This is a genomic window from Promicromonospora kroppenstedtii (assembly GCF_044389675.1).
Taxonomy (GTDB): domain Bacteria; phylum Actinomycetota; class Actinomycetes; order Actinomycetales; family Cellulomonadaceae; genus Promicromonospora; species Promicromonospora kroppenstedtii.
Window position 1 is genome coordinate 165,792 of the sequence record NZ_JBIRYI010000011.1, and the last position, 13,754, is coordinate 179,545.

Consider the following 13,754-nt stretch of genomic DNA (forward strand, 5'->3'; position numbering starts at 1 on the left):
GGCTCAGCCCAGGTCGGGTCGGACGGCCTCGGTGATGAGGCGGCGCCGCTCGACGTAGGCGGGCAGGATCGTCACCTCGTCGTCGTCGAACCACTCGAACGGCGCCGTCGAGGCGACCAGCGCGAAGTTGGCCCAGGGCTCGAAGGAGCCCGAGCGCACCACGACCTTGGCGCGTGGGGCCCACTGCTCGATGAGCGCCTCGTGCGTGGTGCCGTGGAAGGTGGCCCCTGAGCCGGTGAAGATGTCCTGCACCTCGCCGTACAGGCGCGGGTGGTGCGTCTTGAGCTCGCCGGCGAAGTGCGCCTCCTCGAAGAACGTGTTCTCCAGCAGCGCCCGCAGCACCGACCGCACGTCGAGCTGCCCGCGCGTCAGCGCGAGGTCCACCCGGTTGGCCCCGGCGGGGATGGGGAAGCCCGCGTCGGTGACCAGCACCACGTCGGTGTGCCCCAGCGTGGCCAGGCTCCCGGCCAGCTGCGGGTGCAGGATCCGTCCAGCTCTCATCGTCGCGCCTCCGTGCTCGTCGTCGTGCTCGTGGTGGTGCTCGTGGTCGTCCCGGTCGTGCGGTCGGCGGCGAGGAACGCGTCGACCGTGGCCCGGTCCTGGTAGGACGGGACGGTCTCCCAGTGCTCGCAGCACAGTGCGGCGACGGTACCGGCGAAGCCCGCGGCGGCGGGCAGGTCGTGGCCCTCGCCGAGGGCCACGGCCAGGGCCGCGTTGAAGCTGTCGCCCCCGCCGTTCGAGTCGACGACGTCCACGCGCACCGGCGGCACCTCGACGCTGCCGTCGGCGGTGACGACCAGCGCGCCGGCCTCGCCGAGCGTGATCACCACGGCGCGCGGGCCGAGGGCCAGCAGGCGCCGGCCCAGCTCGGCGGGCGGCGTGGCGTCGTCGGGCCCGAGGCCGAGGGTCGCCCTGGCCTCGTGCTCGTTCGGCGTCAGCACGTCCACGCAGGTCAGGTCGGTCCCGCGCAGGTCGACCGCGGGCGCGGGGTTCAGGATCGTGGTGACCCCGGCCGCCCGCGCCACGGTGAGCGCGTGCAGGGCGGTGGCCAGCGGTATCTCGAGCTGTGCGAGCGCGACGTGGGCGCCGCCCAGCGCCCCGGCCGCCGCGTCGACGTCGGCCGGGGAGAAGCTGTCGTTCGCCCCCGGGTCGACGACGATGACGTTGCGGCCCGCGGTGTCCTTGACGATGAAGCCGACGCCGGTCGACTCCCCCGGCGCGACGCGCAGCCCGACCGGGTCGACGCCCTCCTGCTCCAGGAGCTCGCGGAACTCCGTGCCGTAGACGTCGTCGCCGACGACGCCGAGGTAGGGCACCGTGGCGCCCAGCCGCGCCGCCTGGACGGCCATGTCGGAGCCTTTGCCACCGAACGTCCCGCGGAAGTCGCGGCCGATCAGGGTCTCGCCGGGCGCGGGGATGCGGTCCGCCGTCATCACCAGCGCCTTGGCGTAGCTGCCGACGACGGCGACCCGGGCCGGGCTCGCGGCACGCGCCGCGTCCCTGGCGTCAGTAGGCATCCGGGTCCCCCACGAGGCCGTCGACGATCGCCGGGCCCGAGCTGGTGCCGACCAGCTCGGCGCCGGCCTCGAACAGCGACCGCATCTTCTCGAGGGTGTTGACCTTGCCGGACACCTTGACCCGGCAGGGCGGCTCGATGTTCTCGGCGAGCAGGCGCACGTCGTGCTCGGTGGCCGCCAGGCCGCCCTTGCCCCAGCCCGAGGACTGCTTGACCCAGTCCACGCCGGCCTCGTAGGCGATCCGGGTGGCCCTCACCTTGAGCTCGTCGGTGTCGAGGAAGCCGAACTCCAGCATCGCCTTGACCTTGACGCCCTCGGCGTGGGCCACGGACACGATCTCGGTGACGTCGCGCGCGTACAGCTCCTCGTCGCCGCCGATCAGCAGCCCGGGGTGCGGCGGGAAGTCGAACTCGTCGACGCCCTCGGCGACCAGGGCGCGCAGGGCGGCCAGGCGCATCTTCAGGGTGTCGTTGGCCATCGGGAAGTTCAGGGTGGAGGCCACGCGCACGCCTGTGCCGGCCAGCACGTCCTTGGCGAGCGAGACCCAGTAGGGCGCGATCATCGCGGCATCGAACCCGTACTCGACGCAGGTCTCGACGTGCCTGACGAGGTCGGCCCGGGTCAGGTCCGGGTTGACGTTCGTGTACTGGATCGCCTGGGCGACCTGCTTGGAGTCGGTGAAGTCGACGGTCATTCGGGTCTCCTTGTGACGGGTGGTGCGCGGGTGCGCGGGGCGGGGCGGTCAGCCCTTGACGGCACCGGCCGAGAGGCCGCCCATGATGTGCCGCTGCATGAGCACGAAGATCAGCAGGATGGGCACCACGGCGAGCAGCAGGGTGGGGAAGACGATCTCGTAGTTGGTCGTGTACGTGGACACCGCGGCGTAGACGCCGGTGGTGATGGTCCGGAACTGCGAGCCGGGCCCGAGGATGAGCTGCGGGCTCACGAAGTCGTTCCAGGCGCTCAGCGCGTTGAGGATGAACGCGGTGGCCACGATGGGCCGCATGAGCGGGAACACGATGGTCCACAGGATGCGCTGGCGGCCCGCGCCGTCGATCGAGGCGGCCTCGTCCAGCGACCTCGGCAGCATCCGGATGTACCCGCTGAAGATGAACAGCGTGAACGGGATCATCGTGGACGACATGAACAGCACCAGGCCCGCGAGCGTGCCCATCAGCCCGAGGGCCTTGAGCACGAAGATGGCCGGGACCAGGATGATCTGCGCCGGCACGAACATGCCCGCGACGAAGAAGAACAGCAGGAACCGGAACAGCGGCGTGGGTGTGCGGGCGATCGTGTACGCGGCCGGGACGGACGCCCCGATCGCCACCACGTTGCAGGCCAGCACCAGGAACAGCGTGACGGCGTACCCCTCGACCACGGGGAAGCTCGTGTTCTGCCACGCGGCCGCGATGTGTTCGGTGGTCAGGGTGGCCAGGTCGAACCCGAGCGGGGACAGCAGGATCTCCTGCTGCGGCTTGAAGGCGTTGACCACCATGATGTACATCGGCACGAGCATGGCGATCGAGAGCACGGCGACGAGGCCGACGCGGAGCGCCGTGCGGATCGGTGTGGTGCGCGTCATCCGACGGCCTCCGCTCCTTCTTCGGCCCGCCTGCGGAGCGCGATGATCGTGAAAGACAGGATTCCGGCCACGACGACCAGCAGGACGGCCTGCGCGCACGCGAGGCCCACCTTGTTGTTGGCGAAGGAGACCGCGAGGATCTCGTACGCCCAGGTCTGCGTGGCGTCGCCGGGCCCGCCGTTGGTCAGGCCCAGCACCACGTCGTAGACCTTGAGCAGCGACAGGATCGACGTGACGATCGTGACCGTCACGGTCGGCGCGAGCGCCGGCCAGGTGACGTGCCGGAACACCTGGGGTCCGTTCGCGCCGTCGAGCCGCGCGGCCTCCTGGAGCTCCGGGGAGACGGCCTGCAGGCCCGCCAGGTACAGCACGAGCTGGACGCCGAACTGCGCCCACACGATCACGCCCACGAGGGTCACCAGTGCCCAGTCCGGGTCCGCCAGGAACGGCAGCGTGGACCGCCCGGCGTGCTCCAGCAGGTTGTTCACGGCGCCCTGCGGGCCCAGGATCGCCTGCCAGAGGAACCCCACGATGAGGGCGGACAGCACGTGGGGGTAGAACATCACGGCGCGCGCGAACGTGTTGAACGCCGTGGTGCGGCGCAGCAGCATCGCGATGCCGAGGGCGGCGCCGTTCACGAGGAAGGCGCCGACCACGGCGATCACGAGCGTCACCCACGCCGCCGGACGCAGGTCGCCGATCGGGTCGGCGATGATCCGCGCGTAGTTCTCCCAGCCCACCCAGGTGGGGGCCTGGCTCGGGATGCCGTTGTACTGCGTGAACGAGTAGTAGACGGCGTACCCGACCGGCACCACCGTCAGCCCGGTGTAGACGGCGGCGGCCGGCAGGGTCATCAGCCCGTTCGCGAGACCGCTGAGGAGTCCTCGCCGGGTGGTCGTGGTGCGAGCCATGTCAGCCGAGCTTCTCCGCCTCGTACCAGGCGGTCAGGTCACCGGCGACGTCGGCCGGGGAACGGCCCTGCCACAGGCCCTGGACGAGCTCGGTGAACTTGGGGTTGAACCCGGCCACCGGCAGCGCGTAGTCGCCGACGGTCTGGTTGCCGGGCACGACGTACGACGGCGCGGCGTCGGACAGCTCCTGCACCATGCCCGCGTACTCGTTGCTGCTGGCCTCCAGGCCCTCGCGGCTGAAGCTGTCCATCTCGGCCTGGGCGGCGATGGCTGCCTCGTCCGTGGTCAGGTACTCGACCAGCGCTGTGGCGCCGTCGGGGTTCGCCGTGCCCTTCCACACCATGTACGGGAAGGCCAGGGTGGCGCCCATCGGCCCGGGGGCGTCGGCGGCGTCGTCGACCGGCGGGGCGAACACGCCCACCTCGAAGTCGGGCGGGGAGGCCGCGAGCGTGGTGCTGAACCACGAGCCCATCGGGTAGATGCCCACGTCGCCCGCGATGAAGTTGGCCTCCTGCGTGCCGCTGTCGGTCGCCACGTCGTCCGCGGTCGTGTACCCCGCCTCGATCCAGTCGGCGACGTGCTCGAACACCGGCTGGAACTGGTCGCCGAGGGTGGACGAGCCGTCCGCCACGCTCTGCTGCCAGCCCGGCGTGGCGACGTTCTGCTGGGGGTGCCAGATCTCCTGGACCTGGACGCCGGTGGCCCAGTCGGAGGCGAAGGCGATAGGTGTCGCCACGTCCTTGGCGGCGAGGGCGGCGAGGGCGTCGTCGAGCTCGTCCCAGGTGGTCGGCGGCTCGGTGATGCCCGCCTCCGCGAAGAGGTCCGCGTTGTAGTACATCAGCGACTGCGCCTGCATGCCGACGCCGACGACGTTGATCGTGCCGTCCGTCGAGTACAGGTCGGCCATCGGGGTGCCGGAGGCCCAGTCGTACCCGGTCAGGTCGAGCACCTCGGGGGCCGTGTCGGGGCCCGGCACGATCGACTCGATGACGTCGGGGGCGGTACCGGCCGCGAGCAGCGAGGGGAAGGACTCGGCGACCGACTGGCCGCTGGGGCCCTCGATCTTGACGTCGATCCCGCTCTCGTCCTCGAACGGCTTGACGAGCTCCTCCCACTTGGCCTGCGTGAGGTTGTCCGTGATGTTCACGAGCATGCGCACGGAGCCGTCGCCGGCCGCGTCGCCGCTGCCGCCCTCGGAGCCGCAGGCCGCGAGCGCGAGGACCGGGGCCATGCCGAGCACCACGGCGCCGCGCGCGCGGCGCAGGAACGTAGTTGACATCTTTGTCTCCCTACCTTGGGGGGTCCGAGCCGTACCCGGTCTCGGGCTTGGCTAGTTGTAATACATACTACATGTGCAAAGTCGCGTGCAAGGGTGCACGTGACGGGTTCACGCGTCGCGCACGTGGCCCCGGTACGGCAGGTCGCCGAGCACCGACACGTCGGTCTCCCGGGTCGAGTCGTCGAGCCGGTAGATGCCGTCGTCCGCCACGAAGTAGTGCGGCACCTCGGCCAGCTCCAGCTCCTGCGGGAGCGGCTCCTTGTCGGTCCAGGCGAAGAACGAGCGCCCGAAGGTGTCCCGGTCCTTGCGCCCGAAGATGCTGAGGTCACCCGCGGTCTCGGGGCTGAGGATCGCCCAGTGCGCCCCGTCCTCGACCCAGTAGGCCCGGTCGGAGAGCAGCACGGACCGCCGGTCCGGGTCGGCGAACACCTCGGCCCAGAACGAGTCGCGCGTGCTCACGTGCCGCACCAGGAACATCAGGTCGTGGGCGTGCCACGCCGTGCTCGGCGCGACGTCCGCCTCGTTGTGCCAGCCCGTGGCCGACGCGAAGTAGCCGGCCGGCGTCTGGTAGTGGGCGTAGGTGGCCAGGCACGCGTCCACGAACCGACCGAGCTCGGGGTTGCTCACCTCCGCGAGGATCTCGTCGATCCCGTAGAGGCTCAGCCCCATGCCCGCGATCAGCATGGGCGTGGTGGTGCGCAGCACGGTGTCCTCGCGGACGTACCAGTACCGGTGGTAGCGGGTGCAGCCCCGCTCGTCCACCCACGCCGACCGCGCCACGTGCAGGCCCAGGCGGACCGCCTCGTCGAGCAGGTCGCGGCGGCCGAACCGCCTCGACCCGAGCACGAGCGGCACCATCATCAGCCCGTAGTACTCGGCCGGCTCCAGGATGCCGCCGCCCGCCCGGTCGGTGGGCTGCCGGTACGCACCGGAGCTCTCGTCGTCCGGCACGCCCGGCGCGGCGCTGAGCCGCACCAGGGCGTCGAGGTCCTCCTCGAGCTCGTCGGCGTACCGGTCGTCGCCGGACAGCTCCGTGTACCGGAGCTTGGCCCAGACCCGGGCGTACTCCTGGTTCACCGTGCCCTCGGGCGTCGGCCGGCCGCCGCCGTACACGCGGCACGCCTCCAGGTTGGCCGCCACGGCACGCAGGACCTCCGCGACCTCCGCGGGGTCCAGCAGATGCCCGGCGTGCCGCAGCCCTTCCAGCAACCCGATGCAGCCCGCCATGTTGTGGATGAGGCCCGCCGTGGCCGACTCCCCCACCTGGAAGCCGATGTGCCGGAACTGCCCGTCGTCCTGGACGGTGCGCGCCTGGAACAGCATCATCCTGCGCCACAGGTCGAGCCCTCGGCCGTCGGGGTGCCGGGCGAGCGCCTCGGCGAACGCTGCCGTGGCGGGCGCCGAGAACGCCTGGTGGCCGCTGGTGAAGTCGATGAACGTGGCCGGGTTGGTGCCCCACACGCTGTGGTTGTGGAAGCCCCGGATCTGGCCCTCCGCACCCACCCAGGTGCGCATCCAGCGGGCGAGGGCGGTCACCTTCGGTGCCGCCGCGGGCCCCGCGGCGTGGTGGGTGGTCATGACGTGCTCCGTCCTGTCGGTGATGAGAGGTGCGGCACCAGGTCGAGGCGGTCGAGCTCGTCCCAGAGCCCGGCCGGCACGTCGCGGGCGATCCGCTCGGCGGACGTCGTCACGTGCTCCGCGGTGCGCATGCCCATGACGACCGACGCCACGGCCGGGTGCCGCAGCGCGAACCGGGCCGCCAGGTCCGGGACGGTGACGCCGTACCGCTCGGCGGCGTCCGCGATGCGGTGCACCCGGGCCACGAGGTCGCCGGGGGCCTCCGCGTAGTCGAACCGAGCGCCCGGGCGCGGGCGCGGGTCGGCCAGCAGCCCCGAGTTGTAGACGGCGGCCGCGACCACGGACACGCCGCGCTCGACGGCGGCGGGCAGCAGGTCGGCCACGGCCACGTGGTCCACGAGGGTGAACCGCCCCGCGCACATGACGACGTCGACGTCGGTCTCGCGGACGAACCGGGCGAGCATCGCCGACTGGTTCATGCCCGCGCCGACCGCCGAGACCACGCCCTGGTCGCGCAGCTCCACGAGCGCGCGGACGCCGCCCGTGGACGCCTGCTCCCAGTGGTCGTCGGGGTCGTGCAGGTAGACGACGTCGACCCGGTCCAGCCCGAGCCGGTCCAGGCTGCCCTCGAGCGAGCGCAGCACGCCGTCGCGCGAGAAGTCCCACTCCCGCCGGTGCGCGGCCGGGACGGCGAACCCGCCGTCGTCCGTCAGGTGTGCGCGCTCCGGCGTCGGCACCAGGGCCCGTCCCACCTTGGTCGAGACGACGTACTCGTCGCGCGGGCGCTCGGCGAGCGCCGCGCCCAGCCGCCGCTCGGACAGGCCGAGGCCGTAGTGCGGCGCGGTGTCGAAGTACCGGACGCCGGCGGCCCAGGCGGCGTCCACGGCGGCGCGTGCCTCCTGGTCGCTGGTCTCGCGATAGAGGTTGCCGAGCTGCGCGGCGCCGAAGCCGAGCTCGGTCAGCCGCGTGCCGGTACGCAGGGTGTGCTCACGCATGGGCTGCGCCTCCCGGGTTCCGGGGCGCGAGGCGCTCGGGGTGGGCGAACGGCAGCCCGGCGGCGTACCGCTCGGCCTCGGCCGCCACGTGGTCGCCCATGCGGTGCAGCTCGCCCCCGGCCGACCCGGCGATGTGCGGCGTGAGCACCACGTTCGGCAGGTCCCACAGCTCGCTGTCGGCGGCCGGGGGCTCGGGCTCGGTCACGTCGAGCACGGCGTCGATCCGCCCGGTGCGCAGCTCGGCCAGGAGCGCGGCCTCGTCGACGACGGCACCGCGCGCGGTGTTGACCAGCGTCGCGCCGTCGGGCAGGAGAGCCAGGACGCGGGCGTCGATCTGGCCGACCGTCTCCGGCAGCACCGGCTGGTGCAGCGAGAGCACGTCGCTCCGCGCCGCGACCTCGTCCAGGGTGCCGTACCGGGCACCGAGCGCGGCCGCGCTCTCCGCGTCCAGCTCCGGGCTGTACACCATGACGTCGAGGTCGAACGGGCGCAGCAGCTCGATCACGCGACGCCCCACCTGGGAGGCGCCCACGATGCCGACCGTGCGGCGGTAGTTGCCGAGGTCCGCCCGCTCGTCGGCGCGGTCGGGCAGCCGCCGGCTCGCGCGGTAGGACCGCTCGGCGGCCCAGGCACGCTTGTTGGCCAGCAGGATCGCCGCGAGCGTGTACTCGGCCACGGGCACGGCGTTGACGGCGCGCGCGTTCGCGGCGACCAGGCCGCGGGCGGCGTGGGCCGCGGGGTCGTCGAGACAGGTGCTCGCCACACCCCCGGCGTAGACGACGGCGCGCAGCAGCGGGGCGTGCTCGACACCGATCCGGGGCGCGCCCCAGCCCGCGAGCAGCACCTCGGCGTCGGCGAGCAGCCGGCGCGCGGCGTCCGAACCGGTCTCGGTGACCACCTGCTCGACGTCGACGTCGAGCACCGCGGTGATCCGGGCGAGGGCGTCCGGCGTGAAGATCTGGCCCACGAGGGACGGCGGCCCGAAGGCGAGGACCGCGCGGGGGCGCTGGGTCATGGGGTGGTCATCCTCCTTGGCTGGACCGGGCGGTCAGGGGCGGTCACGACCGGCGCGGCGCGAGCCGCAGGCCGGCGTCGGCGGGGCGCACGTGCGGTCCGGCGGGGGCGGACCACGCCCCTGACTCCCGCTGCGCTGCGATGAGCACCTCGTCGACCTCGATGCCCAGCCCGGGCGACCTGCCGAGAAGTATCCCGCCGTCGGTGAACTCCTGGTCCACGGTGAGACCCACCGGGGCCTGGAGGTCCTGGACCTCGGTGACGAGGTGGTTCGGCACCGCCGCGGCCGCGTGCGCCACCGGGTTGGCGTCGTACGCCACCGGGCTCACGGGCAGGTCCTTGCCCAGGGCCAGCACGGACACCCGCAGGAAGTGGGTGATGCCCCAGACGCTGCCGGCCTGCACCACCGTCACGGCGTCCTGGTCGAGGAGCTGCCGGTACTGCTCCAGGCCGGTGAGGTTCTCGCCGGTTGCCACGGCGGCCTGCACGCCGGTCACGACCGCGCGGTGGCCCGGCACGTCCCAGCGCCGCACGGGCTCCTCGATCCAGGTCAGGTCCACCTGCTCCTCGACCTGGCGCGCGAGCCGGACCGCCTGGTGCCGGCCCCAGGACTCGTTCACGTCGTACATCATGGCGGGCTGGTCGCTGTTGACGCGCAGCACGTCGCGCACGGCGGCCAGCCGCTTGGCGTCGCGGTTCACGTCGAGGCCGCCCTTGACCTTGGCGCCCGTGTAGCCGCGCTCGGCCCACTGCTCGTAGAGGCCGACCAGCTCGTCGTCGCCGAGCCCGTACTCCAGGCCCGAGGCGTAGCCACGCACGAACCGGTCGTCGGCGCCGAGGGTCTGCCACAGCGGCTCGTCCGCCATCTTGGCCTTGAGGTCCCACAGGGCCATGTCGAGGGCGCCGATCGTGCCGAACGTGGCGCCGTTGTGCCCGGACTTGAAGACGAACGCGAGCATCCGGTCGTACAGCGCGGTGACGGCCCGTGGGTCCTGCCCGTCCAGGGCGGGGAACACCCGCGCGATGTCGCCGTGCGCACCGAGGCCGACGCCGGTCAGCCCGCCGTCGGTCTCGACCAGGACGATGGGCACCTCGGTCACGCCACCGGCCACCACGCCGTTCACATCGCCCACGGGACGACCCCAGCGGTGAATCGTCGTCAGGCTCCGGTACCCGGTGATTCGCATCGTGCTCCACATCGTCGTCGAGACAGCACGCTCGCGACGCTCCGCCAGCATGTCATTCATAACTTATGATACGAGTGACGATAGTACAACACTCGACTACCCTCGGTTCGATGAACTCGACGCCCGCGGCCGGTGCCGCAGTACCCCGCCCCCAGCGGCACCGTCCCCCGCTCGCCGCGGCTGTCGTCAAGAGCCTGGTCACGGCGATCGTCGTCGGCGACTACGCGCCCGGGTCGGCGCTGCCGCCGGCCGGCGTGCTGTGCGAGCAGTACGAGGTGAGCCGCACGGTGATCCGAGAGGCCACGACCACCCTGGCCGAGAAGGGGCTCGTCGCGACGCGCCAGGGCTGGGGCACCGTGGTGCTGGACCAGGACCAGTGGAGCCTCCTGGACCCCCTGGTGCTGGACGCACTGTTCCAGCGCGAGGACCGGCTGGTCTACCTCGACAACCTGGTCCAGGTCCGCGCCACGCTGGAGTGCGCCATGGCGGAGCGCGCCGCCGGCCTGCTGGACGCGTCGCAGCGCGCGGCGCTGACGGCCAAGGCCGAGGAGCTCGCCGGGCTGATGGACGACCCGACCGCCTACGCGGCGGCCGACGTCGAGTTCCACGAGCTGATCCACCGCGCCTCGCAGGACGCGTTCGGCCGGGCGATCGTCTCGAACATCCAGGGCAAGGCCCTGCACACGCCGCAGTACAGCGGGCACCCCACGCGCGAGGACCTCGAGCTGACGCACGAGCAGCACACCCACATCCTGACGGCGCTGCTCGCGGGCGACGCCGAGGCGGCGTCGGCCGCGATGCGCGACCACATCACGGGCAGCTGGGCCCGCCGCCGCCCCTCGGAGTGACCCGCCCGCCTCGTTGAGTGCTGGCTATTTGTGGTCCGGAACCGGTTCCGGACCACAAATAGCCAGCACTCAACGAAGTCGGGGCCGGTCAGGGGGTGGTGACCAGGCGGTTCCACTCCTCGACCCACGCCTGGCCGAACGCGTCCGCGACGGCCCCCGTGGTCGAGAACGTGAGGGTCTCCTCGTCCAGGCCCGCCTCGGCCAGGGAGGCCGGGCGGACGACGTTCGTGCCCACCTTGTCGCTCCACCGCGCCAGGCCGTAGGTCTCGGCCGGGGCCGAGAACGTGGCCGAGCCGGCCGCGTAGTCCCCGCCGCCGATCACGACCGAGTGGTCGATCTCGATCCGCGCCGGGGCGTACAGCGAGTCCGCGCTGTTCCAGACCGTGGCCCGGCTGCACCCGTTGGTGGCGTCGGTCGCGTAGTCCGCGGCCGTGCAGGCCACCCCGGTCGCGGCGACCCGCGGCACGTACCAGTCGGCGATCTCCGGGTACACGATCGGGGTGCCATCGGAGTAGGTGTGCTCGCCGTTCGTGTAGTGGTCGTGCCAGGTGGCCACGGTCTGCGGCGTCGCGCTGTACTTCTCGCCCGGCCGCACGTCGAGAAACGTGTCGAACCGGCTGTGCACCACCCACGCGTTGGACACCGGCAGGGACTTCTCGCCCTTCTGGTGGTACATCATGTCGTGGCCGGTGCGGTCGACGTCGACGAAGACGTTGTCGTTGGCCGTGTTGCTGTGCCCCGACTGGAAGAACACGCCGGAGTGCGCGCCCTGCACCACGTTGTGGTGGAACCGCATGCCCGAGGCTCCGTCGTCCATGTAGAACGCGTCGTTCGAGCCGCCGATCTTCTCGAAGTGGTTGTACGCCACCTCGTTGCCGAGGAAGGTGTAGTCACGGCCCGTGTAGACGACGCCCTGGTCGCCGGCGTTCTTCACCAGGTCGTAGAAGTGGTTGTGGTTCACCTTCATGTCGTTGCCCATGATCTGGACCGCCATGTGCGGGGCGTCGTGCACGTAGTTGTGCTCGAACGTGTTGCCGACGCCGTACAGGTACCCGGCGGGCGTGTACGTCGCGAGCTTCGAGAACCGCGCGATCTCGTTGTACCGCGCCACGTTGTCGCCGCGCTCCAGGGTGGCGCGGTCGCCGCCGCCGAGCAGCACGCCGCCCCCGCCCAGGTCGTGCAGGTACGAGTTCCGCACCACGTTGCCGTGCCCGCCCTGGAAGGTCTGGTAGTCGGGCATCGCCGTGATCGTGTCGGCGGGCCGCCCGATCCGGACGGCGTCCATGCTCACGTTCGAGATCTCGACGTCGTCGATCAGGGTGTCGACGGCGTCCAGGAGCTGCACGCCGCTCACGAGCGAACCGGTCATGCCGAGGCCCCGCAGGGTGACGCCGGTGGTGCCCTCCAGGTGGAAGAAGCTCTTGTCGAAGGCCATCAGCGAGATGTCCTTGCCCTCAACCGAGCCGCCCTCGGGCAGGTAGTACAGGACGTCGTGGCCGTCGTAGCGGTCGATGTAGTACTCGCCGGCCGCGTCCATCTCGGACAGCACGTTGACGACCTTGACCTTGGTCCACTCGTCCTGCGGGATGTACATCGACGGGTACTTGGCGTAGAGCCGGTCCTCGTTCCAGGACAGCAGCCGCACCATGTCGTTGGCGTAGTTGTTGCCCAGGTAGCCGGACAGCCACGCCTCGGTCTCGTACCGCGTGCTGTCGATGTCCTCGATCCACCGCGGGTCGAGCTGCACCGGCACGTCGGAGTACTCCGCGAGGCCGCGCCCGCCCAGGTCGTCCACCACGGGCTCCGCCTGCGGCGCCCAGCGCTGGTAGCGGTCGCCCTCGGCCGCGCGCCCGCCCACCGTGAAGATCGACGGCGTCATGGTGCGCATCTGCTCGGGCGTCCACGAGCCGCGCTCGTCCGGGTCGGCCAGCGTCTGCTTCTTGTCCTCGAACTGGCCGCGCGGCGTGGTCCCGCTGCGCTCCCAGGCGCTCTGGGCCCCGAACCGGCCCAGCAGGTCCACGTTCATCAGGTCCTGCGGCCCGACGGCGCCCCACTTGGCCCCGGTGCCCCACAGGTGGCACGCGGTGTCCCTGGTCTCGCAGGCGTTCCCGTTCGGGTACTCGGCGAGCGTCTGGGTGGCGCCGTCGACGACCAGCTCCGGGGCGAACGGCTGCTGCACCCAGTTGAAGCCGTTCTTGTACAGCGTGCCCGGGTCGATGCCCTGCGCGCCCAGGTCGTAGACCCAGACGCCGTCGCGCAGCTCCGGGCTGTCCAGCCGCGAGCTCGCCGCGTACTGCGGCTGGGCGAGCTCGTCCGCGCCCAGGTCGGTCAGCCGCTGCCAGCCGTCGGCGGGCAGCTCGTGCGTGCCCGTGATGGTCACCTGCTCGTCGCCGAAGGCGGCGTAGGTGACCCACGAGTTCTCGGGGCCGGAGAGGGCGACCGTGTCGTCGAGCACGTACTCGCCGCCTCGCACCCAGACCGTGCCCCGGTGCTGGGCCGAGGTGCGGCCCGCGAGCGCGTCGCGGGCCGCGGCGATCGTGCGGAACGGGGCGCCCCGGGTGCCCGGGTTCGCGTCGTCGCCGTCGGACGCCGAGACGTACACCACCAGCCGTCCGTGCCCGGGCGCCGCCGGCAGCGCCGACGCGGGAGCGCCCGCCCCGAGCGCCGCGCCCACCGTCAGTGCCAGGGTGACGGCCACGGCGCGCAGCCTCGTCACCGGATGGATCCTTCTCGTCATCGAGAGACTCCCTCGTCGTGTGTCGTGCTCCCCGTCGCCCGGACGGCAGCACCGACTCAGCGAGGGAACATGTATGACATGTGCACGCTAGAGGGAGTTCTCG

At 71.9% G+C, this 13,754-nt stretch carries 12 protein-coding genes; 1 reads left to right on the forward strand and 11 read right to left on the reverse strand.

Features of this window, described 5'->3' with window-relative positions; genetic code table 11:
* Positions 1–3: 3 nt before the first annotated feature.
* From ACH47X_RS18615 to ACH47X_RS18660, 10 genes are all read right to left on the reverse strand, one after another.
* Positions 4–501, reverse strand: a complete 498-nt coding sequence (locus tag ACH47X_RS18615) for an RbsD/FucU domain-containing protein (protein ID WP_397406010.1) — start codon at positions 499–501, stop codon at positions 4–6.
* A complete protein-coding gene (locus ACH47X_RS18620; protein ID WP_397406011.1) occupies positions 498–1,517 on the reverse strand; it encodes a ribokinase in 1,020 nt (339 codons plus the stop codon). Before ACH47X_RS18620 ends, ACH47X_RS18615 begins: the two co-directional genes overlap by 4 nt.
* The gene (gene deoC / locus ACH47X_RS18625) at positions 1,507–2,211 is read right to left on the reverse strand and encodes a deoxyribose-phosphate aldolase (protein ID WP_397406012.1); all 705 of its coding nucleotides are present in this window, start codon (positions 2,209–2,211) and stop codon (positions 1,507–1,509) included. Before deoC ends, ACH47X_RS18620 begins: the two co-directional genes overlap by 11 nt.
* Positions 2,212–2,259: 48 nt before the next feature.
* Positions 2,260–3,102 (reverse strand): carbohydrate ABC transporter permease, encoded by an 843-nt coding sequence (locus ACH47X_RS18630; protein ID WP_397406013.1) that lies wholly within the window; start codon positions 3,100–3,102, stop codon positions 2,260–2,262.
* The gene (locus ACH47X_RS18635; protein ID WP_142033098.1) at positions 3,099–4,013 is read right to left on the reverse strand and encodes a carbohydrate ABC transporter permease; all 915 of its coding nucleotides are present in this window, start codon (positions 4,011–4,013) and stop codon (positions 3,099–3,101) included. Before ACH47X_RS18635 ends, ACH47X_RS18630 begins: the two co-directional genes overlap by 4 nt.
* 1 nt (position 4,014) lies before the next feature.
* Positions 4,015–5,292 carry an ABC transporter substrate-binding protein gene (locus ACH47X_RS18640; protein ID WP_397406014.1) on the reverse strand — a complete coding sequence of 426 codons (1,278 nt, stop codon included), beginning with the start codon at positions 5,290–5,292 and terminating at the stop codon, positions 4,015–4,017.
* A 108-nt stretch (positions 5,293–5,400) separates the two neighbouring features.
* Positions 5,401–6,870 carry a hypothetical protein gene (locus ACH47X_RS18645; protein ID WP_397406015.1) on the reverse strand — a complete coding sequence of 490 codons (1,470 nt, stop codon included), beginning with the start codon at positions 6,868–6,870 and terminating at the stop codon, positions 5,401–5,403.
* Positions 6,867–7,865 (reverse strand): aldo/keto reductase, encoded by a 999-nt coding sequence (locus ACH47X_RS18650; protein WP_397406016.1) that lies wholly within the window; start codon positions 7,863–7,865, stop codon positions 6,867–6,869. The genes ACH47X_RS18645 and ACH47X_RS18650 overlap by 4 nt, the downstream gene beginning before the upstream one ends.
* On the reverse strand, positions 7,858–8,880 hold the full coding sequence (locus tag ACH47X_RS18655) for a hydroxyacid dehydrogenase (RefSeq protein ID WP_397406017.1): 1,023 nt from the start codon (positions 8,878–8,880) through the stop codon (positions 7,858–7,860). The genes ACH47X_RS18650 and ACH47X_RS18655 overlap by 8 nt, the downstream gene beginning before the upstream one ends.
* 43 nt (positions 8,881–8,923) lie before the next feature.
* Entirely contained in the window at positions 8,924–10,012 is a 1,089-nt protein-coding gene (locus ACH47X_RS18660) for an enolase C-terminal domain-like protein (protein ID WP_397406018.1), read from the reverse strand.
* 164 nt (positions 10,013–10,176) lie between these two features.
* Here ACH47X_RS18660 and ACH47X_RS18665 point away from each other — a divergent pair, with 164 nt between their 5' ends.
* Complete coding sequence (locus tag ACH47X_RS18665; RefSeq protein ID WP_397406019.1) at positions 10,177–10,914, forward strand: FadR/GntR family transcriptional regulator; 738 nt, start codon at positions 10,177–10,179, stop codon at positions 10,912–10,914.
* Between the two features lie 88 nt (positions 10,915–11,002).
* Here the strand turns inward: ACH47X_RS18665 and ACH47X_RS18670 are convergent, their stop codons facing one another.
* Positions 11,003–13,630 carry a right-handed parallel beta-helix repeat-containing protein gene (locus tag ACH47X_RS18670; protein WP_397406020.1) on the reverse strand — a complete coding sequence of 876 codons (2,628 nt, stop codon included), beginning with the start codon at positions 13,628–13,630 and terminating at the stop codon, positions 11,003–11,005.
* Between the last annotated feature and the right edge of the window lie 124 nt (positions 13,631–13,754).